The following is a 26,084-nucleotide window of genomic DNA, read 5'->3' as shown; positions in this document are numbered from 1 at the left end:
CGCAGGTCAGGATATCGCAAACTGCGGGACGCGACCCGTTTCCGATGCCTATAATGCTGATCCATGCAAGATCGTTCTCTCTCACCCCTGCAGGCTGAACGGCAGCGTTACGCGCCGAAGGTCCCACCTGCGCTCATGAGCGCGGGCCCGACGTGGGAGGGCGCTGCCGCAGCGTCGCAAGTGGACCCGACCATCGCGTCCCAGTTTCCGCATACCGCCGAGCTTCTGCAGATTCGCTGCACCTCCGGAACCCTCGCACCGGCTGGCCAACGTGTCGGTGTCGTTCTCAGCGGGGGGCAGGCACCGGGCGGACACAATGTGATGACCGGCCTCTACGACGCGCTCAGCGCCCACGGTGGCGAGTTGACCGGTTTTCTCGGAGGCCCGATCGGGATCATCGAGGACAAAGGCCGGGTTCTCGGTGCCGCAGAGATCGACGCCCATCGCAATACCGGGGGATTCGACCTGATCGGGTCCGGCAGGGACAAGATAGCGACCGAAGCGCAGTTTGCTGCCTGCGCCGAAGCGTGCCGTCGTCGGGAGCTGACCGGCCTCGTGGTCATCGGGGGAGACGACTCCAACACGAATGCCGCAGTGCTGGCGGAGTGGTTTCTTGCCAACGGAGTATCGACATCCGTCGTGGGCGTTCCGAAGACGATCGACGGTGACCTGAAGGCCGGTGCGGTCGAATGTTCCTTCGGGTTCGATACGGCGACTCGGGTCTATGCCCAGCTCGTCGGCAACATCGCACGCGACGCACGTAGTGCAGGGAAGTACTGGCACTTCATTCGACTGATGGGGAGAAGCGCGTCTCACGTGACCCTCGAGGTGGCCCTCCAGACTCAACCCAACTTCGCATTTATCGGCGAAGAGGTGCGAGCCAACGGCTGGACGCTTGCGCAGTGTATCGAGAAGATCGCGGCGGTCATTGTCGATCGAGCGGGCCGGGGGCAGCACCACGGAATTTGTCTGGTACCCGAAGGCCTGATCGAGTTCATCCCGGAGATCGGCCGTCTGATCGAGCAACTGAATACGGCTCTGGCAAACGACGATGGGAACGGGAGCGAAGAGACCATCCTGGCCGGACTACCCGCCGATTCCCGCAACGTGTTTCGATCGCTTCCGGCGCAGATCCGGGGCCAGTTGCTCCTCGATCGTGACTCTCATGGCAACGTGCAGGTCAGCAAGATCGACACGGAGTCCCTTGTCATCGCGAAGGTCCAGGAGCACCTGAACTTCTCCGACAGCTTCCGCACACAGCATCACTTCTTCGGTTACGAGGGGCGCTGCGCTGCACCGACCAATTTTGACGCGGACTACACGTACGCGCTGGGAAGGACCGCAGCATCGCTTCTGGCCTCCGGCAAGAGCGGCTATATCGCGGCATTGACCGGTCTCTCTACAGAAGCGTCCGCCTGGGAGCCGACGGGGGTGCCGTTGACGTCGTTGATGCATATCGAGACACGCAAGGGCAAGCCCGTGCCGGTGATCGCGAAGGCGTTGGTGGATCTCGATGGCGCTCCGTTCCGGTATTTCGCCGAACGACGACGACAGTGGGCTGATGACGACGCGTATCTGTACCCCGGCGCGCCGCAGTACTTCGGGCCCGCAGAGATCTCGGACGGCCGCACGATGACCCTCACCCTCGAGGCCGAAGAGCGCGCCTGACCGATGGGACGTCTTGTCTACTCGAGTGGCCCCGCGGGAAAGAACGATCCTTGCCGGAAATGCTTCCAGCGGCCGTGTCGATGTCCCGCGTCTGTTGTCGACACCCGCCCACCGGAGTCCCATGCGATCCGCGTGCGAATCGACCGCTCCGGTCGCAAGGGAAAAGCCGTCACCGTGGCGGCGCCCTTTTTTCTCTCGCGGGACGAGACTCTCCAGTTGCTGAAGCGCTTCAAGCAGAAGTGTGGGTGCGGCGGAGCACTCAAACCCGTGGATGATCGAGCCGGCCGGGATGGCTGGGTACTAGAGCTGCAGGGCGAACGACGCGAGCAGGTCCTCACCGAACTCGCGGCGTTAGGATTCCCTGCGAAGCCGTCGGGAGGTTGAAGGATGATGGACAGGTGGATCGCGTTCCTCACGATCGTCCCGTCGCTGATGCTGTTCGGCTGTGGGCAGAGCGGCGAGGTGACGTCACGGACGCCTGCTTCGTATGACCCCGATCGACTCGAGACGTCGTCCGACCTTCCTACGGACCGCCCACTCAATGTCGGGTTCTTGATCGTCGATGGGGTCTACAACACGGAGTTGACGGCTCCGTACGATCTGTTCCACCACACCGTGTTTCATACCGGGGACCGACCCGGTATGGAGGTCTTCACGGTGGCCCCCACGGGCGAGACGGTCACCACGTTTGAGGGGCTGCGAATCGTTCCCCATTACGTATTTGCAGACGCACCGTCGATCGATGTGTTGGTCGTTCCCAGTGCCGAGGGGAGTATGAGTCACGACCTCGAGAACGAGGTCCTCATCGGCTGGGTTCGAGAGGTAGGAGGCCGGGCCCGCCATGTGGTGTCGCTATGCGACGGCGCGTTCGTTCTGGCCAAGGCGGGCCTGCTCGCCGATCACGCGGTCACAACGTTTCCGGGCGATCAGGATGCGTTTGCTCGGATGTTCCCCGAACTCGACCTTCGACGGGAAGTCAGCTTCGTCCATGACCGCCGGATGCTGACATCCGAGGGTGGCGCCAAGAGCTTCGACGTCGCGATGTACCTCATCCACCATCTCTACGGCCAGGAGACCGCAGAGGGCGTCGGGCGAGGCCTGATCATCCCGTGGCCGCCGGCCGCGATGACCCCGACGGCGACGATCGTCGATCGCTAAAAAAAGGGACGGGCGACCTGCGCCGCCCGTCCAGTACTTCGAGACCCCCCGAGAGGGGCATCAGATCAATATCGGTAGTGATCCGGCTTGTACGGGCCGTCGACGTCGACGCCGATATAGTCGGCCTGCTTCTTGGTCAGTCGGGTCAGCTTCACACCCAACTGCCCGAGGTGAAGTCGTGCCACCTCCTCGTCGAGGATCTTCGGCAGCCGATAGACCTTCTTCTCGTACTTCTCCGGGTGAAGCTTCAACTCGATCTGCGCCAGCACCTGGTTGGCAAACGAGGCGGACATGACGAAGCTGGGATGACCCGTCGCACAGCCGAGGTTCAAGAGACGCCCCTCGGCCAGCACCATCACGCTGTGGCCGTCGGGGAAACGCCACTCGTCATACTGCGGCTTGATGTTGATGCGCTCGATCCCCGGGGTCTTTTCCAGCCCGGCCATATCGATCTCGTTGTCGAAGTGACCGATGTTGCCGATGATCGCCTTGTCCTTCATCTTCTGCATCTGAGTCGCCGTCACCACGTCGTAGTTTCCGGTGGTCGTGATGATGAAGTCGGCCTCGGAGATCATGTCTTCGAGTGTTGCGACCTGGTAGCCTTCCATCGCGGCCTGCAGGGCACAGATCGGATCGATCTCCGTGACGATCACGCGCGCGCCCTGACCGCGAAGAGCCTGGGCGCAGCCTTTACCGACTTCGCCGAATCCGCAGACCACGGCGACCTTGCCGCCGATCATCACGTCGGAGGCGCGATTGATCCCATCGATGACGGAGTGTCGACAGCCATAGATGTTGTCGAATTTATGCTTTGTCACCGAGTCATTGACGTTGATTGCCGAGAAGAGAAGCTGGCCGGCTTCCTCCATCTGGTACAGCCGATGGACGCCCGTCGTGGTCTCTTCGCTGACGCCGGAAATGGTCTTAGAGAGACGACTCCAACGATCGGCATCCTTCTTGGCGACATCTCGAAGGGTCTTCAGGATGACGCCCCACTCCTCGGGCTCATTGTCCGCGTCAAACGCCGGAATCGCGCCCGCCTTTTCGAACTCGAGTCCCTTGTGCACGAGCATCGTCGCATCGCCACCGTCATCGACGATCAGGTCCGGGCCTCTGCCATCCGGCCACTCGAGCGATTCATTCGTGCACCACCAGTACTCTTCCAGCGTCTCGCCCTTCCAGGCGAAGACCGGAATCCCGCGCGGTGACTCGGGAGTTCCTCCGGTCTCGGGACGACCCACCACAACGGCGGCGGCGGCGTGATCCTGAGTCGAGAAGATGTTGCACGAGACCCAGCGCACGTCGGCGCCGAGATCGGCCAACGTCTCGATCAGGACGGCCGTCTGGATCGTCATGTGGAGGCTTCCCATCACGCGAGTGTTGGCCAGCGGTTGCTCATCGCGATACTTGGCGCGAATCGCCATCAGGCCCGGCATCTCCTGTTCCGCCAGCCGAATCTCGTTGCGGCCGAACTCGGCCTGACTGAGATCGGCGATCTTGTAGGGGTCCCGCCCGGCTGCCGCGGCGGCGGCGAACGGGTGCTGTGTTTCCGTGCTCGTACTCATCCCTGACTCCTTAAGCGTAATGATCGGTTCGAAGGATCATGAATTGACTTGGGTAGATGCGACAAAGAGGGGCGGGCCCTTGACGTCAGGATCTCGCGGCAGGGCCGTGAACGAGACCAGCGAGAGACCGGCGACGCCACATAGCCCTCGCAGTTGAGACTCGGAGAATCCCATCCAGACGTGCCCCATCTCCTGACGAAACGCGTCGCGCTCGTGGGGGAGCATGTCGACGATGACCAACTGACCGTTGCTCCGGAGCGATCGAGCCACCTCGGCGAGGACGCTCGACGGGTCGGGGACATGATGCAAAACGAGCATCAGCGTGGCGATGTCCAACGTGTCGTTCTCGATCGGCAGGGCCTCGAGGGTGCCGGAGCGAACGTCGACGTTGTCCAACCCATGGGTCCGATGACGGGCGGCCTCGAGCATCGCATCGGAATCGTCGACGGCGATAACCTGCCCGGCGACCGGAGACCATGCCGCCGCCAGACTTCCACTTCCACAGCCAAGGTCGCCGACGACGGGATCGCCCTTGACCAGCGACAGGGCAGCCGCGAGATGGATCTGAGAGCCGTAGAGCTCGTCCCGGAGTCGATCCCAACGCTGCGCGGTCTTCTCGAAGAAGGCCCGTGAGGGGTGACGTCGCGCCGCCAGAACCCCCGCCGCCCGTGTCAGGTCCCGGGAGACCTCTGGGTCCCTCAGGAGGGTCTCTCGGCCGAGGGTCCAGAGGGAGCGTGCGCTCTCCGTCAGGCGGTCCAGCGGCATCTGGTACAGACGTCTCGGCCCGTCCTTGCGGACGACGATCCAGTCACCTTCCATCAGGGTCTTGAGCTGACGGCTGACGGTCGACTGAGGCAGATCGAAGCTCTCGCAGATCTCGCCGACGGTCAGCTCGTGTCGCTCCAGAACCACCAGGAGTCGATTCCGTAGAGGATCTGACAGGGAGGCGACCTGTTGCAGCCACTGCTCGGTGGGTTGGGCGTGTATTTGATTCATCCGTATATCCGGATTTAATGATACACATTCTTCTTGCCCCGTCAATGGGCCTGACCGCCCCGGCGGCGGCGGCGGCTCGAAAGCCGGTGCCGTAAAATGAGCGGCGAGGGGAAGAGACCCATGAATCGGCCATTTTCCAAGAATCGGGTCCTGCTGCTGGGGCTGCTGACTGTGGTGGTCCCGCTGGGCCTGCTGCTGGCCATGCAGTACCGGGCGCTGACCTCCCTCCAGAAGAACTCCGCCCTGGCGGAGATCTCGCTCCTCGATAACTACCTCGATTTTATCGGCGCTGAAGTCGAGTACTTCTATCGTTCCGAGGCCGAGCGATCCCTCAACATCTCTCCCGACCTGTTCCAGCAAGGGGAGGTCGAGCGGCTCACCAACTTCTTCAAGTATCGGGAGCCCTCCGGAAAGTCCCAGGTCTTCCTGGCCCGCTTCGCCTCGACGGAATCCTGGGGCAAGATCCTGACGTGGGACCCGGAATCGGAGCGGATCGGGCCACCCACCGACCCATCGACCTTCGAGGCGATCTCCGTGGCCGTTGCGCCGTGGCGAACGTTGGCCGAGAAGGGCGCATCGATCCAGACGCTGGACCTTCACGTCGACGAGATGGATCCGTCCCGACCGATCATCCTCCTGCCGATCTCCGACGAGACGTGCCGGCTGATCGGCGTCGCCGGGCTGATCGTCGACGGTGGTTTCTTTCGAGATCAGGTGTTGCCCCGAGCGGTCGGGAAGGCCCGCACCAAGTTCCTCGATCATCAGGGCCGCGAGAACCTGCTGCTTACGGTTCGAGATCCCCGTGGGCGCCGGGTCTACGGCGATCGTTCGATCACCGAGGAGGCGACCCGTACCGGCAAGATACCGTTCATTTTCAGTGAGTGGAAGGTCGAGGCCAGCAGCCGTCTTCAGACTCCGCAGCAACTGGCCCACTCGAACTTCGTCATCAACATCTCGTTGACCGTATTCCTGGTCGGCATCCTGCTCGGGGGGCTCTGGCTGGCGCTCCGTACGATCTCTCGCGAACTGAGACTGACGGAGATGAAATCCGATTTCGTGTCGAACGTCTCCCATGAGCTTCGCACGCCCCTGGCGTCGATCCGAGTCTTTGGTGAGTTTCTTCGTCGCGGCCGGACTCACGAGCCGGAGACCACCCGGAAGTACGGCGAGTACATCGAGACCGAGAGCAGTCGACTGACGGCGTTGATCAACAATATCCTCGATTTTTCCAAGATCGAATCGGGAGCCAAGACCTATGAGATGACCGCCGGCGATCTGCGTGTGGCGGTCAGCCAGACGCTCCAGGAGTTGACGGTCCGCCTCGACCATCAGGCCTTCGAACTGCGATCCGACCTCCCCGTCGGAGAATTTCCCTTCGTTGACTTCGACGCGGATGCCATCAATCAGGCACTCACGAATCTGATCGACAACGCAGTCAAGTACTCGGCGGACAATCGGAGAATTGACGTGGCCGTCAAGCGAAGGGCGGAGCACGTCCTGTTGTCGGTCCACGACAATGGCATCGGTATCTCTCGTGACGAGCAGACCAAGATATTCGAGCGATTTCACCGGGTCGGCACGGGACTGGTTCACGACGTAAAGGGCAGCGGGTTGGGTCTCTCCATCGTGCATCACGTCGTTTCGGCACACGGCGGCAGGGTCACCGTCGAGAGCGAACTCGAACAGGGAAGTACGTTTACGATTGAACTACCGATCAGTGCGACCCATGAGGTTGACACGAAGCAACCATTGGCGATCGATGAGCCATTTCCTCAGGCCGGGAGCTCTTGATGCCCAATGTTCTGATCGTTGAAGACGACGAGGCCATGGCTGTCGCGCTTCGCGACGGCTTCAGTTACGAGGGCTGGCGCGTACGAGCCGCGACCGAGGGTGTCGAGGCGTTACAGATGGCGACCGAATCGGATCACGATCTGATCGTTCTGGATGTCATGCTCCCGAAGATGAGTGGCCTCGATGTCTGCAAGAAACTACGCCAGCAGGGGAGCCGAGTCCCGATCATCATGCTGACGGCCCGGGGGCAGGAGATCGACAAGGTTATCGGCCTGAAGACCGGTGCGGATGACTACGTGACCAAGCCGTTCAGCTTCCTCGAACTGTTGGCCCGTGTCGAGGCCGTCATGCGACGAACACAGCGTGTCGTCGACCAGGTGGACACCTACGAATTCGGCAACGTGGCGCTGGATTTTAAACGGTCGGAGGCCACGAAGAACGGGTCCGCCATCAACCTCTCGCCCCGTGAGTTTCGCCTGCTCCAGTTTCTCATCGACCACCGAGGCGAGATCCTGCCTCGTGAGCGACTGCTCGACGCGGTCTGGGGATACGACAACGTGCCCTTCACCCGCACCGTGGACATGCACATCGCCAAACTACGAAAGAAGATCGAAGACCAGCCTAATGACCCTTGTTTCATCGTGACGGTCCATCGTGTGGGCTACAAGTTCACCGGATAGACAGAAGGACTTGACACGAACCCCTGTTTGGTCGATATTGAGTTAGATTCCAATTGTTTAAATAAAGTAAGGTATCCGGGACATGAAGCAGAAAGCGGTGTTCACAACTTTCGAGACGGCGAAGCTCTGCCATGTCTCCCCCCTCTCGATCATCAACTGGGTCAACGCAGGCCGTCTACCGGCCTTCAGGACGCCTGGAGGGCACCGACGGATCCGGCGGGAGGACCTGATCCGCTTCATGCGAGAGAACGGGATCCCGCTGCCGGAAGAGCTACGGGAGGGCTCCGGGAAATCCAAGGTCCTCGTCGTGGACGACGAGGCAAGCATCCGTGAGGTGCTGGCGGAGCATCTGACGACCCGAACGACGTCCTACGAGGTTCTGACCGCCGCGGACGGGTTCGAGGCCGGTCGATTGGTCGCGACATTCCGGCCCGACGTCGTTCTACTCGATCTACGGATGCCCGGACTCGACGGCTTTCAGATCTGTCGAACGATCAAGGCCGACCCGGAGACCAAGAACACCGTCGTCATCGCGATGACCGGTTTCTACTCCCCGGAGACCGAGGCGCGAATCCTCGAGTGTGGCGCGATCCGCTGTTTCGCCAAGCCCGTCGAGTTGCCGACGCTATCGGCGTTTATCGATTCGGTGTTTGAGGCGCAGCAGACCCGGACCCGACGTCGGCCGACACGCGCCTGATCAGAAGCAGCCAAAGCTGGCGATGAGTCGATTGGTCGAGAAGCAGACTTCGACCTGATCCACATCGAGCATGCAAGTTCCCATGTCCCAATCGCACATGGTGAACGCCGTGTCACCTTTGATGTCCAACGTGATGAACGACGGCAACCCACTCTCCGGCATGATCTCCACCATCCGTTCGATGGTGAAACTCTGCCCCATTTTCGGCGTGACGTTTGCGATCTGCTCCACACAGATATCACCGATCCCGTCGGCGATCCCTTTCATGGCGAGGTCACCGGTGTCCTCCTGGCCGGGGTTTGCAAACCAGACACAGTTGTCGATGGAGTCCCGTCGGCCGTCGCGATCCGCATCTGGCGAGATGCTGCCATTGAAGACGTCGACGAACGAACACGAATCGCCGATGCCATCACCGTTGTCGTCCGATTGGTCCTCGTCCCAGAACAGCGGGCAGATGTCGACGCTGTTCAGGAAACCATCGCCGTCGTTGTCTCCGTCCACCGGAAGTACCGGTTTGGCGCGCCGCACGTCCATGGCGGAGAAGGTGACCTGAAGCATGCCCGTCACGGGGGTGTCGCGTGCCCCGACGACGATCCCATCCCGGCAAGCCCCGACGGAGACCGCGCCTGAAAGAGTCGTATCCGCGAAATCGCAAGAATCCTGGAAGGTGAAGTCGATCGGATCCGAGCCGTCCGTCAGCGTAAGCGTTGCCATTCCCGGGTTAACGACCCAGGTGACGGCCTGGTAGGTCGGCGTCGTTGACACGACCTGTTGCGGGAAGTTACCGCTGTCGGCCAGCAGGAGGTTCAGTGTGCTGAGATCGGTGACCAGATTGGGATCTTCACCGGTCGAGCAACCGACCACCAAGCACAAGCACATCACCACCAGGCCGACATGCCTCAGCAGGGACTGACACGGATGGACCATCGAGTTCCGTCTAGTTGGTCGAGAAGGTGAAGAAATCCGAAGAGAGATCGCGGAAGATGCCGCGGTTGAAATTGCCGGTCGGACAGATACACGCCAACGGGCCTGGGTCGTTGGGATTCATCGGATCGAACGCGCCGGGGCAGCCACACCCCGGGTCGCAAGCCTGAGCCTGTTGCAACGCATCGATGAGCTGCGCCCAATCCCAGTCGATGGTGAACGAACTGCCATCGGGCAGGACCTGGACGATGACCTCCCCGATATGGGTGGGGAGGATGTTGATCAACTGGTTCGTGCTGTACTGACGAACGAAGTCCTCACAGGTGGGATTCATCGGATCCGAGAAATTGGCGGGATCCAACGCACCCGTATCCCAGAAATTGATCGTGGTGATCTCGATGATCGCGACCCGATAGGTGCCGGCGGGAAGGGTCTGCGTGGCCATGGACACTTGTCCGGACCGAAAGTCGATCATGAAATTCGTTTGCAGGACGTCGATCCGGAGGTCGCCCAGAGCATCACGAGTGATCGGGTCGACGGCCTCGAGAGCCGCATTCCGAACCGAGATGGTTGCGAAGTCGAACGGAGAATCGACATATCTGCCGGTCGCGTTCGCCGCGCCAAACGTAAACATGAACTGCGAGTTGGCGGCGACGACCGGATCCGAGTCCGGGCAGCCGGTACCCGTCAGGAGAACGCAGCCCAGCACGATCGACAACACAAGAATCTTCACAAACACACGCATATCCATTGCTCCCCGAGCCGGTCCGGAAACAGCCATGGCTGAAGGTATCGCACCCGTTAGAAAGAGGCCCAACTATAGACAAATCGATGCGGTGGTACAACAGCGCAGAACGAGAATACCCTGGATCAGGGGCATCCGCGACCGGGGCGATGCGTCCCCGCCGAGTCGGTCCCCAGGCCGCCCCCGATCACCGGACAGGCGTTCTCGACCCTCACGAGGTAGAAAAGGGTTTGGCCCACGGACGGAACCAGCGGCTCTGTCGCGGTCGTATCGGCCGTCTCGTCCGATTCCAGGCAGACGGCAGGCCCATCGAAGTCCTGGGCGCTCGGCGTCCGCAGGACATCGTAGGTCAGCACTCCGACCCCACCCGTCGATACCGGGGCGATCCAGTTGAGGGTGGCCGTGTCGTCGGGGCGGCTGATATCCAGGGTCAGGCTCTCGATCGGTGTCGGCGCCTCCCAGACCTGATCGTTGACGGCATCGCAGTCGCAGACATCTCCGTAGGTGTCCATATCCTGGTCGGATTGACCCAGATTAGCCACCAGGGGGCAGTTGTCGACGTCATCGTTGACGGTGTCGTTGTCGTCGTCCAGATCGCATAGATCGCCCAGTCCATCCATATCGAAGTCCAGCTGATCGGGATTCACCGTGCCGACGCAGTTGTCGCAGATGTCTCCCAGGAGATCACCGTCGGTGTCCGTCTGATCCGAGCCGCCGACGGTCGGGCAGTTGTCGCACGCGTCACCCAATAGGTCCGGATCGCTGTTCTCCTGCAACGGATTGACGGCAAACCTGCAATTGTCGACAAGATCAAAGACGCCATCGTTGTCGTCATCGACGTCACACGCGTCTCCCATTCCGTCCGCATCCGAATCGAACTGATCGACGTTGAAGATGTCAGGACAATTGTCGATCGTCGAGCCGTCGATGGACAGACGAGGAACCAATACAAGATCATCAGACGTCAGCGCGTTGTTGTTCCATACTCCGATCGCAAGAACGTTCGTTCCGGAGATCAGCGCAGGCACCGCGGTCGAGCTGATATCAATGATCGGGTCGTAGTTGGGCTCCGTGCCGTTGCTCGACTCGTGGATGTTCGGGTTGGTATTCCAGTCGGGAGCACCTGCCGGCATCTCGAACGAACGATAGACCTCCGTTCCGTTGACCCATGCCACCACCCCGTCGTCGTAGTCGACGCCCAACGTTACCCGGTTGACCGACGGAAGATCGCTGATCTCGAACTCGCTTCGGGTGTAGACAGAGGACGTCCCGGCGGGAACCTCCGTCGCGATCAGATTCGATGCCCCCGTCGTGGTCATCTCGTAGCCGACCCCGTAGGCGCCCGGCGTCCAGGAGCTGTCATCGAACATGCGGCTTTTCCAGCCGGTGCCGAGTCCCGGGTCGCTCTGATTGGCGACATAACGCATGGTCTCCGGCGACAGTCGATTGATCGAGAGACGTGTGGCCAGAAATAGATCGGAAGATCCAGGCGCATTTCGGTTCCAGACTCCGACTGCCAAGATGTTGGCCCCGTTCTTGAGCGCCGAGATTCCAACGATAGAAATATCCGTGAGCGGCATGTAACGGGGTTCAGTGCGGTTGCTCGATTCGTGATTAGCGGAGTTGGTATTCCACGCAGGATCGCCGGCAGGCATCTCTGCCGATCGGAACACTTCCGTTCCGTTGATCCACGCGATGACGCCGTCGTCGTAGTCGAATCCGATGAACATGTCTCGGACCGCGGCCGTATTCGCGATATCGAACTCCGTGCGGGTATAGACGGAGAACACCCCGGCCGTGACTTCCGTCTGCACCATATCCTCGACACCGATGCCCGTTTCATATCCGATCCCGAAGATGCCGTCATCCCACGACGCATCGATGAAGGTGTCGGTTGTCCAGTCGAGCCCGATACCCGGATCGATTGCGTTCTCCAGATACTTCATGGTCGGCATCCGATTGGCCGATAGCCGCGGCACCAGTATCAGATCGGAGGAGACCGGATTGGAGAATGTGTTGTAGACCGCGATCGCCAGAACATTCGCGCCGTTCACCAATTCCGGTATTCCGATGGTCGATATGTCGACCTGCGGCTGGTAGTTGGGCGTCGCGCCATTACTGGATTCGTGGGTCGTCGGGGCGGTGTCCCAGTCGACCGCTCCACCGGGGACTTCTTTCGATCGGTAAACCTCGGTGCCGTTGATATACGCGACGAACCCGTCGTCGTAGTCGGCTCCAATGAAGAGGCCGGTGATCGCACCGATATCGGCGATCTGGAAGATCGTACGCGTGTAGATCGACGCCGTGCCATTGGGCACAGGGGTCTGAATCAGATTCTCCGCCCCCGTGACGGACTCGTAGCCAACCCCGTAGGTTCCCGGTGTCCATGAACTGTCATCAAATGTGGATCCCGCCCACGTGTCGCCCAGACCGGGGTTACTCGTGTTGGCCAGATAGCGCATGATGCTGTTCTGCTCGACTAACGTGGTGTCCGATTCGGGACCCTCGAGAACAAGCACCATCTCATCCGCATCGGCCCCGTCCAGCAGGACCTGTTCCTCGTCACAGATGCCATCGAGATCGATGTCGGGATCACCTGGACACGGATCGCAGGCGTCGCCCAGCCCATCCATGTCCTCGTCACCCTGTGTCGGATTGTTGTCGATCGGACAGTTATCGTCGCCCGCGCAGAGTCCGTCGGCATCGCCGTCGTTCGCCCCATCGAACGGGCACGCGTCGCACGGGTCTCCGATGCCATCGAAGTCCTGATCGGACTGGTTGGTGTTGAACACCATCGAGCAGTTGTCGCAGGCGTCGCCAATGGTGTCTGAGTCCCCATCCAGTTGGCCGGCATTCTGCACGAATGGACAGTTGTCGTCGCCGTTTAGAACCAGGTCGTCATCCACATCGCCGTCACACAGATCTCCGTCTCCATCGCCGTCCGTGTCGGTCTGATTGAAATTCGCGATGCCGGGGCAATTGTCGACGTCTCCACAGATCGTATCGCCGTCGAAGTCATCCAGAGGATCCAGCGGGCAGTCATCGCACAGGTCACCGGCGCCATCGCCATCGGAGTTGGTCTGCAGCGGGTTAACGGTCGTCGGGCAGTTGTCCACCTGGCAGGTGTTAATCGGGAAGCCCGGATTGCCAAACCCATCCCCATCGGTATCGGTGCAGCTGTCACACGTGTCGCCCAGCATATCGGCGTCCGCGTTGGCCTGTGTCGGGTTGGTGTCGTTCGGGCAATTGTCACACGCGTCCCCGAAAGGATCACCATCGGAGTTCGTCTGCGGCACGTTGGAATCCGTCGGACAATTGTCGACGTCCGCACAGAATCCATCGACATCGACGTCATTGGCCGCGTCGTTTATGCAGGAATCGCAGAGATTGCCAAGTCCGTCGCCGTCGTCGTCGGCCTGGTCGTTGTTTGAAATCGCGCTGCAGTTGTCGCAGAGATCGCCAACGTCGTCCATGTCGTCGTCGAGCTGAGTCGGATTCACGGCCGATGGGCAATTGTCGACGTCGCCGCAGACGCCATCGGTATCGATGTCGTTGTCCGGGTCCAGATCGCAAACATCGCACGCATCGCCCAGGCTATCGCCGTCCGCGTTCTCCTGGCCGACGTTGGGCTGGTTCGGGCAATTGTCATCGGGGCACGTGTTAGCGAGGAATCCTGGGTTTCCGAAGCCGTCGTCGTCGGTATCCGTACATGGGTCACAGGAATCGCCGATCCCATCCAGGTCGGAGTCTGCTTGGCTTGTGTTGGCGACCGCCAGACAGTTGTCCACGAGATCGCAGATCGAATCGACATCGACGTCCTGACAATCATCACAGAAATCACCGACACCGTCTCCATCCGTGTCTGTCTGGGCCTCGTTGGTCACGAGTGGGCAGTTGTCACACGCGTCGCCAAACGTATCGAAATCGCTATTGGCCTGATTACTGTTGACCGTCGCCAGGCAGTTGTCGCAGGCGTCTCCCGCGAAGTCACCGTCGCCATCTTCCTGGAGCGGGTTCGCCGTATTCGGGCAGTTATCGAGCGGATCGTCAATCCCGTCCAGATCCGTGTCGGCATTCAGCGCGGAGCACGTCGCAGTCACGCTTCTGGGATTGTCGTTGGAGTCGACACCGACGCCACTCTCACCACAGGAGTTTCGAGCGGACACGAGATAGAAGAAACCGCTACCGGCCAGCGGCGTCGTGGTCGCATCCCAGGTTGTGAGAGGTGTTTCGGCGACGAGGCAGACCGTTGCGGGGTTCCACATCATGCCACCGTCGAAATCTCCGCGATAGATGTTTGACACATGACCCTGCGTGCCACGGGTCCAACTCATCGTGTCAATCCCAACAGCACGCCGGAAACGAAGGGAGAGGCCGATGTCTCCCGAACCTTCGGAGATTCCCGCGGCAAACGGTCGACAGTCGGCACCATCCAGGACGCCGTCGTTGTCGTCATCGGGATCACATGCGTCGCCGCGGGCATCGAAATCGTTGTCCAGTTGCATCGGGTTGAAGGTGAAAGGGCAGTTGTCGTCGCAGTTCACCGACGCTCCACCGACACAGCGGTTGTCCTTGTTGTCTCCCGAGGAGTCCCCATCATCCAGGATGCCGTCGTTGTCGTCGTCGGGATCCGACGGGTCGGGGTCCATGTCCCCATCTGAATCGTTGATGAACTCGTAGGCGCCGATATCGACGATGGCGGCGTCCGCGCTTGAGCCGTCGGCGATTCTCGGCTCGCCGAGTATGTCGAGCGTCAGGTTGACATCAGCATTTGTGCCGACATCGATCAGGCTGCTGCTGGCGTCGAGCTGTAGATCACGATTGCCCGGGATCCGACTGAGAAACGCCGGATCGGAATCTATGTTTCCATCGATATCGATTACGTCGATGTCTACGAAAGAGCCGTCGATCTGGTTCGGGATATTCGAGTAGAAATCGTTGTATCGGACCGCGGGATCTGCGTAGGAAACTGCGAGGCCTGCACCGCCATAGAGAAGCGCTGTGTTGAATGCGATGGCGTTATTGCTCAGCGTGGCCTGGGCACTTACCAATCCCGTACGTGCCGTCGCGATGCCGCCGCCGAAATCCGCCATGTTATCGGCGACCGTGTTACTCAGAATGTAGGCCTCACTCGTGCCCGTAAGGATGGCGCCGCCGCTGAAGCTGCGGTTCAACTCCAGGACGTTGCCCTCGACGCTGCCGACGGAGGGAAAGTAGGTACCCAGCGAATAGCCCTGTCCGAAGAACACACCACCGCCGAAATCGGACGATGAGTTGTCTTGAATCAGATTGCGCGAGATCTGCGGTGTGATGTTGTTGGAAAAGCTGTAGACGGCGATCGCTCCGCCGGCCCCGATTTGCTTGTTGGTGTTTGACGACCCGGCTCGGTTCCCGCGTAGCGTATTGCTGTCGACGATCGGCGCTGTATAACGGCCGATGTAGAGAGCACCGCCAAAACCGGTGGAGTTCTCGACACCCGTCCCCTGGTCGGGTGAGGCGACGTTGCCTTCGATCAGATTACTGGTCACGATCGGCTGGGTCACCGAACCCGTGTCACCGCCACCGAAATAGATCGCCGCGCCCCAGTAATTCTTGGTGCCGCTGCTGAACAGGTTGTTGTCGGCGATCTCGTTGCCGGTGATCGTTGGGGACGAATTGAAGACGAAGATCCCGCCGCCGGTGACGGCGTTCTGCGGGTCGGAGATTTCGCCGAAGTCGCGGAAGAGTCCCTGGCCGCCCGTGATGCGAAAGCCCTCAAGTCGGTCCGTCGAGTCCGACCCCGATCCGTACACGACTGCCGAGCACGTGAGATTCTGCGTGCTTGGAGTACAGGCTGATGTCGTACACGCCCGACCCGCCGCGTCCAGGGTCGTTACGGCAGGACCATCCGTTGAGACAACCGACACGTCGGGGAACATCCGCAGCGATTCGTTGTAGTAGCCGGGGCGAACCATGACCGTTCCGCCCGTCGTATCCTTGACCGAGCAGATCGCCTCCTGGATTGTGCAGAACGGATCGAGGTCCGTTCCGGTTCCGGGTCCGGGGCAGTTGTCATCGTCGACGTAGATCACCTGTGCCGCGATCGGCGGCGCGAAGGCGAGCAGGCAACAAAAAACGACAAGGAGAAGAATCGGGGCGGTCGGTCGCCGACAGATCATATTTTCAACCCAGCCGCTCATCGCCTGAGAGAGGGCGGAGCGGAGCGAGACCCCCCAAGCCCCCCTGATATACGGCGACGGGCCCTCGTTCGCAAGAGAATCCGCATTATCGCTATTGTCTTGAGAAGGCACAGGATTCACCCGCCTCAGGGTGTGCAGTCGTTGCCCGGGAGCCGGGCAGCGCCATCGCTGTCCGTGTCGTAATCACCCGATCCGCAGGAGTTCAGGCCCCGGACAAGGTAGAAGTACCCGGATCCGGGTGCCGGATCGACTCGAGGATCGGTCCACTCCGTCACCAGCACGTCTTCGCCCTCGCAGGTGGCCAGTGAATACCCACTTCCATGGAGATCACCCAGCGCGCCGCTGACCACGTCGAAACTGGTCGCGCCGGCCGTTGCGGCCCAGGCCAGGCGGGTTCCGGGTGTCTTGGACAGCCCGATTGCTATGCCGAATGGGACGGTCTGCACGTTCGAGTCACCTGGTGCGCAATCGCACACATTTCCGGCCGAGTCACCGTCGTCGTTCATTTGATCCATATTCGCAACGACCGGACAGTTGTCGACGTCGCCGCAGATCGTATCCGCATCGATGTCGTTGTCAGCATCCAGCGGACAGATGTCGCAGGCATCGCCGTCTCCATCGAGGTCACCATCGCTCTGCAGCGGATTGTCATCGATTGGACAGTTGTCGCAGATGTCTCCCAGTCCATCCATGTCGGAGTCGACCTGCGCGATGTTTGAGATCGTCGGACAGTTATCGAGATTGCCGCAGACGAGATCGCCATCAATATCGTTGTCGGCATCGAGCGGGCAGACATCGCAGGCATCGCCAAGCCCGTCTGAGTCGCTATCGGTATTGCTGGTGTTGGCGTCGACAGGGCAGTTGTCACAGACATCGCCCACGCCGTCACCATCGCCGTCTTCCTGGCCGGTGTTGGCGACCGTGGGACAGTTGTCGATGACATCGGCCAGCAGATCGTTGTCATCGTCGGGGTCGCAGACGTCGCCCGCCCCATCGGCATCAAGATCGAGCTGCGCAGGATTGAAGGCGTTGGGGCAGTTGTCCACACTCGACCCGTCTACGGACAGGCGCGGGACCACGACGAGGTCGCTGGACGTCGGCGCTCCGCTGTTCCATACACCGATCGCCAGTAGATTCTGTCCCTGCACCATCGACGGCAGGGCCTTGAAGGTCACATCCCGAATTGGCTGGTAGTTGGGCACCAGGCCGTTGCTGGCTTCGTGCAAATTGACATTGGTATTCCATGCCGGATCGAAGAAGGGCATCTCCCGCGAACGGAAGAACTCCTGCCCGTTCAGCCATGCGATGACTCCGTCGTCGTAGTCGACACCGAAGAAGACGTTGTTCACCGACGACAAGTCCGGGACATTGATCACGGTTCGCGTATAGACCGAAAAGCTGTCGGTCGGGACCGTGGTCTGCAGGATGTTCCGCGCTCCAACGGTTCCGGTCTCGTAACCGATTCCGAAGAGTCCCTCGCTCCAGGCGCTGTCGTCAAACGCGGTCTCGACCCAGCTGAGTCCAATTCCAGGGTCCGTCCGATTGGCCACGTATTTCACCGGAGCTGCTGACATGCGGTTCATCGACAGTTTTGGCACCAGGACCAGCTCGGTCGATGGCGGGTTGCTGGGAACATTGTTCCAGACGCCGATCGCCAGCACATTCGTTCCATTGACGAGTGCAGGTTTCCCGAGGCCGGAGATATCGAATTCTGGCGTGTAGCGAGGGAGCGCACCGTTGCTGGACTCGTGGGGATCCGGATCGGCATCCCACGTCGGAACCCCAAGCGCCATTTCCGGCGAACGATAAACCTCGACGCCGTTGATCCACGCGATGAATCCGTCATCGTAGTCGGCACCGAGGAATAGGTTCTGCACAAGTAAGACACTTGCGATTTCGAAAGTCGCACGCGTGTAAACAGAGAGCGAGCCCGGCAGGACGTCGGTCTGGATCAACTGATCTGCACCCGTCGTCAGTTCGTATCCGACACCATACGCACCCTCGGACCATGTGGCGTCATCGAACCCTGGCGCGGTCCAAGTGATTCCGATCCCGGGATCTGCGCTATTCGCCAGGTATCGCATGTTGGAGGTGACTTGCCTGTTGATCGAGAGTCTTGGCGAAAGCACCAGGTCACTGGACGCCGGGGCGCCGCTGTTCCAGACGCCGATCGCCAGGATGTTGGTTCCATCCTTGAGTTGTGGCAGGGCAGCAAGCGAGATGTCAAAGAACGGACGGGGATCCGGGACCGGTCCGTTGCTGGACTCATGGCTACCGGAGTTGGTATTCCACGCCGTCGCACCTCCCGGCATCTGAGCGGAACGGAAGACCTCGACACCGTTGACCCACGCGACGACGCCGTCATCGTAATCTACGCCCAAGAACATGTTGTTGACGGCCAGGATATCCGCGATAACGAAGTCGGTTCGTGTGTAGACCGAGAATGCACCGGAGGCGATCCCCGTATCGATGAGGTCGATCGCGCCCCCGCTGGGTGCCGTCTCGTAGCCGATGGCATAGGTGCCCGAGTCCCACATCGCGTCGTCGAACACTTCCGCCGTCCAGGTCTCCCCGATCATGGGATCGCCGTAGTTCGCAAGGTATCGCATCGCAGATCCGGTATCGACGACGACCGTTTCGATTGCGTCGGCGAACTCGATCAGCACCGTTTCCGACGGCATCTCCAGCTCCACCAGCACGAAATCGTCGTTGCAGACGTCGTCGGCATCGATGTCCGGGTCCGTCGGGCAGGGATCGCAGAGATCTCCGCGACCGTCGAAGTCGGCGTCCGCTTGATCCACGTTCGAAATGGCGGGGCAGTTGTCGAAGTCGGCGCAGAGTCCGTCGGCGTCGCCGTCGTCCAGCGCGTCGTTTGCACACGTGTCGCATACGTCGCCGATGTTGTCGACGTCGAGGTCAGCCTGACTGGCGTTCGAGATGGCAGGGCAGTTGTCGCAGACATCGCCGACGAGGTCGCCATCGCCATCCAGCTGATTCAGATTCGCGACCAACTCGCAATTGTCGGCACCGTTGAGCAGCGTGTCGCCATCGATGTCGGCATCGCACAGATCGCCTTCGCCATTCATGTCGATGTCGGACTGGTCGAGGTTTGCGATCAGCGGACAGTTATCGATATCCCCACACACCGTGTCTCCGTCCGAATCGTCCAGGGCGTCGTTGGGGCAGACATCGCACACGTCACCGCTGGCATCGCCGTCCATATTGGACTGAGAGACGTTGGAGATGGCAGGACAGTTATCCAGGCTGCAACCAGCGTTCGGGAACGTCGGATCGCCGAAGCCGTCCCCATCCGTGTCGGTGCATGTGTCGCACGCATCCCCGGCACCATCGTTGTCGATGTCTTCCTGTCCCGCATTGGAGACCGTTAGGCAGTTGTCACATGCGTCACCGGCACCGTCGGAATCGCCGTCCGCCTGACCGACGTTCTGGGTAAACGGACAGTTGTCGACGCCGGCGCACAATCCGTCCATATCCAGGTCGTTATCGGGATCGTTGGGGCAGGCATCGCAGACATCGCCGACGCCGTCGTTGTCGCCGTCCAGCTGATTCAGGTTGATGACGCCGGGGCAGTTGTCGCATGCGTCGCCCAACCCGTCCGTGTCCGTATCCGTCTGGCTCATGTTCGCGACGATCAGGCAATTATCTACGTCGCCGCAGATGGTGTCGCTGTCGACATCGTTGCCCGGGTCGTTGGGGCAGGTGTCACAAGCGTCCCCGATTCCATCGAAGTCGATATCGATCTGGGCGGGGTTGGAGTCGCTTATACAGTTGTCATTGCCGCAAACGTTGGCCGGGAATGCCGGGTCACCGAACAGGTCGTTGTCGATGTCCGTACAGGTGTCACAGGCATCACCGATGCCGTCCGTATCGGCATCCGTCTGGGCGGTGTTGCTGATGTCGACGCAGTTATCCATGCCATCGCAGATGGTGTCGGCGTCGCTGTCCTGGCAGGGATCGCAGGCATCTCCAATGCCGTCGTTATCGAAATCGTCCTGAGTCGGATTGAAGTCGTCGACGCAGTTGTCACACAAGTTACCGACACCGTCGATATCGTCGTCTTTCTGATTGCTATTGCTGACCAGCGGACAGTTGTCGACGTCCGCACAATCTCCGTCGCCGTCCTCGTCGTTGGCGGCGTCCAGAGGGCAGCTATCACAAACGTCGCCGATGCCGTCCCCGTCAGCATCGGCCTGACCGCCGTTCGAGTTGGTCGGGCAGTTATCGCAAGGGTCGCCGATGCCGTCGGTATCCCCATCTGCCTGACCGGCGTTGTTGTCATTGGGACAATTGTCAACCTCGGCGCAAAGACCATCGCCGTCGGCGTCGTTGAAGGGATCGATCAGACAAGAATCACAGACATCTCCGACCCCGTCGCCGTCGCCGTCAGCCTGATCCATGTTGGCGTCTATCGGGCAGTTGTCGCAGGCATCACCGGTGCCATCGACGTCGCCGTCTTCCTGCATTGGGTTTGGCGCCAGCGGGCAATTGTCGGACTCGTCGTCGATGAGATCGTTGTCGCTGTCGTTATCGCAGGCGTTGCCGGCGCCGTCGGCGTCCAGATCGGCCTGGTCGGTGTTGTCATCGACGGGGCAGTTGTCGCAGTCGTCACCGACCGTATCGCCATCGACGTCCGCCTGTCCGACGTTGGAAACGGTGCGACAATTGTCCGAGCCGTCCGGAATCCCGTCGCCGTCGTCATCGTCGTCACACGCATCACCATCCGCGTCGCTGTCGCTATTGGCCTGATCCGAATTTGGCGTGGCTGGGCAGTTGTCCGCGGTATCCATCACGCCGTCGCCGTCCTCATCATTGCCCTGCGGATCGCAGGTTGGGGAGGCAAAGATCTCTACGCTGTTGCTGTCGATCCCCGCACGGCTCTCGCCGCACGCGTTGACAGCGGCCACCAGATAGTAGAAGACCTTGCCCTGCGGCGGTGTCTCGGGATCGAAAGCCTGTAGTCCGGTCGTCTCGCTCGTCAGGCAGGTCAGGTCATAGTTCCAGCCGGATCCGATATCGACGGTGCCGCGATAGGCGTTGGCGACAGGCCCGAAGAGGCTGCGCTGCCAGGTAAATCGGACGCCGCCGATCCCACCGTCGGCCGTCATCGTGTTTCCGATGGGCTCCGGTGGTAGTTGGATTCCTGCAAACGCCGGCGCACAATCGGAGCCGTCCGGGACTCCGTCGCCGTCGTCGTCGGGGTCGGAGTAATCGGGGTCGCCGTCCCCATCGGTGTCTCGCGTGAACTCGTAGGCACCCATATCGACACGGGCAATCCCATCGACATCGCCATCCTGGATCCGCGGGAAACCGAGGATGTCCGTGGCGCTCACGCCCGTGTCGTCACCCTGATCGATTACACCGCTCGTGATGTCCAGACGCAGGTCGCGGTTGCCTGGAATTCGACTGAGGAACGCGGGGTCGGCGGAGATGTTTCCGTCGAGTCCGATATGATCAACGTCCGTCACGTCGCCGTCGATGTTGTTCGGGATATTCGCGAAAAAGTCGTTGTAGGTCAGGTCGGGGTAGGATCCATAGATCCCCATCCCACCGGCGGCGTACAACACGGACGTATTGAAGGCCACGATATTGTTTCGCACCGTCACGACATCGGCCGGGTTCGCGGTTATACCGGAGCTCAGGCCCCCGCCGAACTCCGCTGAGTTATCGGCGAACGTGTTGTTGAGAACCGTCCCCCTCGTAGTAGAGGAGTGCAAGCCTCCACCGCTGAAGCTCCGATTCAATTCAAAGACGTTGTTCTCGACCGTTGCCCAGGAAGGGAAATACGCGATCTCGGGAGTCAATTCGTACGCCTGACCAAGAGAGAGGCCACCACCCACGTCTGCGGCGTTGTTGTCCTGAACAAGATTCTTCGAAATCGTGGGTATCGAATTCGGCGTCAACGTGTAGATGATAATGCCGCCGCCGGATCCAAACTGATTGACCTTGTTGGTGTCACCCGCTTGATTGCTGCGGATCGTGTTGTACTCCACCATCGGCGCCATGTACGAACCGATGTAGAGGCCGCCCCCTTGAGCTCCCGACAGATATCCGGAGTTTTGGCCTGCAGGCGGGTCGGCAACATTTTCCTGGATGAGATTGAGGGTGATCACCGGGGTCTGGGGGGAGCCGTACGTTCCACCACCGACGTAGATGCCACCACCCCAGAAGTCATTGGAGAGGTTTGCGTGGGATAAATTGTTGCCGACGATCTCGTTATTGGTGATGGTCGGTGCGCTGGCAAATACGAATACGCCGCCGCCGGCCAGCGCGTTCGGAGGGGACCCATCACCGAAGTTTCGGAACAGACCCGTACCGCCGATGATCCGGAACCCATCCAGCCTGGTGCTGTTATTGAACCCGGAGCCGAATACCACCGTCGAACAGGTGAGGTTGATCATGCTGTCGACACACGCCGACGTCACACACGGCTTGCCATCGGCATCGACCGTCGTGACGGCGGGTCCGTCCGTAGACACGACGTTAACCGTCGGGAACATCCGCAGCGACTCATTGTAGAAACCCGGTCGCACGTAAACGGTGCCACCGCCGGTGTCCTTGATGCTGCAGATCCCGTCTTGTATCAAACAATACGGGTCGAGATCGGTCCCGGTGCCACCGGGACAGTTGTCGTCATCGACATAGATGTCGGTTTGAGCGAGCGTTACCGTCGCCACGAGGCATAGCAATGCCAACAGGACTGCTCGGCGAATCATGCGTCCCTTTCCCAGTGTGCGGCGTCGGGTGACCGTCTTTATATGTCGTTCGCTCATGACACTCAAGGGCTCGGATCGCAGGCATCGCCGATTCCGTCGCCGTCGCCATCGAGTTGGTCCGGATTGACCACGTTGGGACAATTGTCCGTGGTCGGGTCGTTAATCGCTAGCCTCGGCACTAGAACCAGGTCATTGGAATTCGGCGCAGAGTTATTCCAGACACCGATGGCCAGAACGTTAGTGCCAACTTGAAGATGGGGTGCCACGACGGAATAGATATCCACGTCCGGATCATAGGTCGGCGTCGGATCGTCGCTGGACTCGTGGCTTGCAGCGTTTGTATTCCAGTCCGGCGGGCCCGCAGGCATCTGGGGCGACCGGTAGACTTCCTGGCCATTGATCCACGCCGCGAATCCATCGTCATAATCGGCAGCCAGGAGCATGCTGTTGATCTCTGCGAGACTCGTCAGCGTGAAGTTTGTTCGAGTGTAGACGGAGTGCGCTCCATCCGTCACAGTCGTCGCGATCAGCGCCTCCGCTCCAACACCCCGTTCGTAGCCGACGCCGTATTGACCCTCGGTCCAGGGGCCGTCGTTGAACGCAGTCGCCGTCCAGGACAGTCCTAGTCCGGGGTCCGAGACATTGGTCAGGTAGCGCATGTTCGGGGTTATCGGTCGTTTGACCACGATTCGCGGTGCGACGACCAGATCGGTCGACGGGCCAACCATCGGCGCGCTATTCCAGACACCGATGGCGACGGTGTTCGAGCCCTCGCGAAGCAGGGGGATGGCGACCGACGAAAGATCGACGGGGCGTGAGTAGATCGGGAACGGTCCGTTGCTGGACTCGTGAGCCAGGGAGTTGGAATCCCACGCAAGAGCGCCGGCGGGAACCTCCAGAGTGCGATGAATCTCGACACCATTTAGCCAGATCGCGACCCCGTCGTCGTAATCCAGTTCAACCGTGAAACGCGTGATGGACGGCAGATCCGTGATCTGGATCTCGCTTCGTGTATAGATCGAGAGGCTATCTTCGGATACCGGTGTCGAGATCAGGTTGTGGGCCCCGACCACGTTGGACTCGTATCCAATCCCGAACGTACCCGGTGTCCAGCCGCTGTCATTGAAGACATCAGCGGTCCAGGCGGTTCCGATCCCGGGGTCGTCGTCATTCGCCACGTAGACGAGCGGTGAGCCGCTATCGAGGACGACGTCCGCGATCAGGCCGACGCCCTCCAGGAGTACGCTCTCCAGGTAGCAGACACCGTCATTATCGGGGTCGGTCCCTACCGGACAAGGGACGCAAGCAGGCGCGGGGTTCAGCGGGCAACTGTCGCATGCGTCACCTATGCCGTCGAGATCGGAATCGATCTGCGGACCGTTGGCCAGTCCGACACAGTTGTCCAGATCGTCGCACACACCGTCGCTGTCGGCGTCGTTCGCCGGATCCGCCGGGCAGCTATCGCACACGTCTCCCATCCCGTCGCCGTCGCCATCCAGCTGGCCGGCATTCGAGATCGTCGGGCAATTGTCGTCGGGACAGATAGAGCCTGAGCCGGGGTTGGCGAAGCCATCTCCGTCGGAATCCACACAACTATCACACGCGTCACCGATCAGGTCGCCATCAACGTCCTGTTGCAGCGGATTCGCGGTGACCGGGCAGTTATCGACGTTGGCGCAGCGGCCGTCGCCATCGGCGTCATTATTTGCGTCGGCCGGACAGCTATCGCACGCGTCGCCGATGCCGTCCCCATCGCCGTCGACCTGCAACGGGTTTGCGATTCCTGGGCAGTTGTCGAGGGCGCACTGGTTGGCCGCGAACCCGGGGTCGCCGAAGCCGTCGCCGTCGAAATCGGTACAGGTGTCGCACTCGTCGCCGGCGCCGTCGGCATCACGATCCGACTGGTTCGGGTTCGAGTTCGCCGCACAGTTGTCGCAGGCATCGCCCACGAAATCGACATCCGCGTCGTCCTGAGATGCGTTCGCCACCATGGCACAGTTGTCGTCAAGATCGCCGATGCCGTCGATGTCGAAATCCAGTTCGGCCACGGCGCAGGCGATGGCCGGGTTGCGTAGTATTCCGTCGCTATCGCTGCCGATGACGCTGTCGTTGCATCGGTTGCGCGCGCCGACCAGGAAGTAGTGCCCCGTGCCCGGTGCGAGAGCCGTATCGTCGGTCGTCGTCCGCGAGGGGATCGGACCATTTAGGCAACTCTCGTCGTAGTTGAACGTGCCCGAGTCGAAGTTGCCACGGTACACATTGTACGTCTGGCCTTGCGCGGCACGTCCCCACTCCAGGGTCACCTGTCCGCCGGACTTCGACAGGCGGAGCGAGTCAGAGACCGGATCCGGATCGTCGGCGACGCCGATGATCAGCTCCGCACAATCCGGCCCGTCGGCCACACCGTCATTGTCGTCGTCCGCGTCGCAGAGATCTCCCAAGCCGTCGCTGTCCGTGTCGGTCTGGGATGCGTTGGCGAGCGTCGGGCAGTTGTCGACGTCGCCACAGACTCCGTCGCCATCGATGTCATCGTTGACATCATTCGGGCAGACGTCACAGGCGTCGCCGGCTCCATCGCTGTCCGCATCCGTCTGCGAGCTGTTGGAGATCGTCGGACAGTTATCCGCGTCACCGCAGATCGTGTCACCGTCGATGTCGTTGTTGGCGTCGTTGGGGCAGGTGTCGCAGGCGTCGCCCAGCGTGTCGCTGTCGGTGTCGGCCTGGCCGACGTTGGACGTCGTCGGGCAGTTATCCACGTCACCGCAGATCGTGTCACCGTCGATGTCGTTGTTGGCATCGTTGGGGCAGGTGTCGCAGGCGTCGCCAAGCGTGTCGCTGTCGGTGTCGGTCTGACTGACATTCGACGTGGTCGGGCAGTTGTCCACGTCGCCACAGACGGTGTCACCATCGATGTCGTTGTTGGCATCGTTGGGGCAAGCGTCGCAGG

Annotated in this window: 13 protein-coding genes; 6 read left to right on the top strand and 7 right to left on the bottom strand. The window is 60.8% G+C overall.

Annotated features, from left to right (window positions below):
* Positions 1-63 precede the first annotated feature (63 nt).
* From OES25_01145 to OES25_01135, 3 genes are all read left to right on the top strand, one after another.
* Complete coding sequence (locus OES25_01145) at positions 64-1,668, top strand: diphosphate--fructose-6-phosphate 1-phosphotransferase (protein MDH3626245.1); 1,605 nt, start codon at positions 64-66, stop codon at positions 1,666-1,668.
* Between the two features lie 132 nt (positions 1,669-1,800).
* Positions 1,801-2,052, top strand: coding sequence for a translation initiation factor (locus tag OES25_01140; GenBank protein ID MDH3626244.1), 252 nt, complete (start codon positions 1,801-1,803; stop codon positions 2,050-2,052).
* A 3-nt stretch (positions 2,053-2,055) separates the two neighbouring features.
* Positions 2,056-2,826 carry a DJ-1/PfpI family protein gene (locus tag OES25_01135; protein ID MDH3626243.1) on the top strand — a complete coding sequence of 257 codons (771 nt, stop codon included), beginning with the start codon at positions 2,056-2,058 and terminating at the stop codon, positions 2,824-2,826.
* 65 nt (positions 2,827-2,891) lie between these two features.
* Here the strand turns inward: OES25_01135 and ahcY are convergent, their stop codons facing one another.
* Positions 2,892-4,391 carry an adenosylhomocysteinase gene (gene ahcY, locus OES25_01130; protein ID MDH3626242.1) on the bottom strand — a complete coding sequence of 500 codons (1,500 nt, stop codon included), beginning with the start codon at positions 4,389-4,391 and terminating at the stop codon, positions 2,892-2,894.
* 36 nt (positions 4,392-4,427) lie between these two features.
* Positions 4,428-5,387 carry a methyltransferase domain-containing protein gene (locus OES25_01125; protein MDH3626241.1) on the bottom strand — a complete coding sequence of 320 codons (960 nt, stop codon included), beginning with the start codon at positions 5,385-5,387 and terminating at the stop codon, positions 4,428-4,430.
* 120 nt (positions 5,388-5,507) lie between these two features.
* Between OES25_01125 and OES25_01120 the strand changes: the two genes are divergently transcribed.
* The 3 genes from OES25_01120 to OES25_01110 all read left to right on the top strand — a co-directional run bounded on the left by OES25_01120 (position 5,508) and on the right by OES25_01110 (position 8,555).
* Positions 5,508-7,178 carry a HAMP domain-containing histidine kinase gene (locus tag OES25_01120; GenBank protein MDH3626240.1) on the top strand — a complete coding sequence of 557 codons (1,671 nt, stop codon included), beginning with the start codon at positions 5,508-5,510 and terminating at the stop codon, positions 7,176-7,178.
* Complete coding sequence (locus OES25_01115; protein ID MDH3626239.1) at positions 7,178-7,858, top strand: response regulator transcription factor; 681 nt, start codon at positions 7,178-7,180, stop codon at positions 7,856-7,858. The genes OES25_01120 and OES25_01115 overlap by 1 nt, the downstream gene beginning before the upstream one ends.
* An 82-nt stretch (positions 7,859-7,940) precedes the next feature.
* Entirely contained in the window at positions 7,941-8,555 is a 615-nt protein-coding gene (locus OES25_01110; GenBank protein ID MDH3626238.1) for a response regulator, read from the top strand.
* Here the strand turns inward: OES25_01110 and OES25_01105 are convergent, their stop codons facing one another.
* The 5 genes from OES25_01105 to OES25_01085 all read right to left on the bottom strand — a co-directional run.
* Positions 8,556-9,482: a thrombospondin type 3 repeat-containing protein gene (locus OES25_01105; GenBank protein MDH3626237.1), complete on the bottom strand. Its 927-nt coding sequence runs from the start codon at positions 9,480-9,482 to the stop codon at positions 8,556-8,558. It abuts the gene before it with no gap.
* Positions 9,483-9,492: 10 nt separating this feature from the next.
* A complete protein-coding gene (locus tag OES25_01100) occupies positions 9,493-10,224 on the bottom strand; it encodes a hypothetical protein (GenBank protein MDH3626236.1) in 732 nt (243 codons plus the stop codon).
* Between the two features lie 125 nt (positions 10,225-10,349).
* The gene (locus OES25_01095) at positions 10,350-16,382 is read right to left on the bottom strand and encodes an MSCRAMM family adhesin SdrC (GenBank protein MDH3626235.1); all 6,033 of its coding nucleotides are present in this window, start codon (positions 16,380-16,382) and stop codon (positions 10,350-10,352) included.
* A gap of 146 nt (positions 16,383-16,528) precedes the next feature.
* Positions 16,529-23,137 carry a thrombospondin type 3 repeat-containing protein gene (locus tag OES25_01090; protein MDH3626234.1) on the bottom strand — a complete coding sequence of 2,203 codons (6,609 nt, stop codon included), beginning with the start codon at positions 23,135-23,137 and terminating at the stop codon, positions 16,529-16,531.
* Between the two features lie 62 nt (positions 23,138-23,199).
* A partial coding sequence (locus OES25_01085) for a thrombospondin type 3 repeat-containing protein (GenBank protein ID MDH3626233.1) occupies positions 23,200-26,084 on the bottom strand: 2,885 nt, incomplete at its 5' end.

It is taken from the genome of Acidobacteriota bacterium, assembly GCA_029861955.1.
In the GTDB taxonomy this organism is placed as follows: domain Bacteria; phylum Acidobacteriota; class Polarisedimenticolia; order Polarisedimenticolales; family Polarisedimenticolaceae; genus JAOTYK01.
The sequence above is the reverse complement of the archived record's forward strand: the minus strand, read 5'-3'. Positions and strand labels throughout refer to the sequence as shown.

What these genes read in the sequence shown, in the direction of transcription:
- OES25_01100 (MDH3626236.1), bottom strand. Translation starts at nt 10,224, where the DNA reads ATGCGTGTGTTTGTGAAGATTCTTGTGTTGTCGATCGTGCTGGGCTGC.
- OES25_01110 (MDH3626238.1), top strand. Translation starts at nt 7,941, where the DNA reads ATGAAGCAGAAAGCGGTGTTCACAACTTTCGAGACGGCGAAGCTCTGC.
- OES25_01125 (MDH3626241.1), bottom strand. Translation starts at nt 5,387, where the DNA reads ATGAATCAAATACACGCCCAACCCACCGAGCAGTGGCTGCAACAGGTC.
- OES25_01135 (MDH3626243.1), top strand. Translation starts at nt 2,056, where the DNA reads ATGATGGACAGGTGGATCGCGTTCCTCACGATCGTCCCGTCGCTGATG.
- OES25_01145 (MDH3626245.1), top strand. Translation starts at nt 64, where the DNA reads ATGCAAGATCGTTCTCTCTCACCCCTGCAGGCTGAACGGCAGCGTTAC.
- ahcY (MDH3626242.1), bottom strand. Translation starts at nt 4,391, where the DNA reads ATGAGTACGAGCACGGAAACACAGCACCCGTTCGCCGCCGCCGCGGCA.
- OES25_01105 (MDH3626237.1), bottom strand. Translation starts at nt 9,482, where the DNA reads ATGGTCCATCCGTGTCAGTCCCTGCTGAGGCATGTCGGCCTGGTGGTG.
- OES25_01120 (MDH3626240.1), top strand. Translation starts at nt 5,508, where the DNA reads ATGAATCGGCCATTTTCCAAGAATCGGGTCCTGCTGCTGGGGCTGCTG.
- OES25_01115 (MDH3626239.1), top strand. Translation starts at nt 7,178, where the DNA reads ATGCCCAATGTTCTGATCGTTGAAGACGACGAGGCCATGGCTGTCGCG.
- OES25_01090 (MDH3626234.1), bottom strand. Translation starts at nt 23,137, where the DNA reads ATGATTCGCCGAGCAGTCCTGTTGGCATTGCTATGCCTCGTGGCGACG.
- OES25_01095 (MDH3626235.1), bottom strand. Translation starts at nt 16,382, where the DNA reads ATGATCTGTCGGCGACCGACCGCCCCGATTCTTCTCCTTGTCGTTTTT.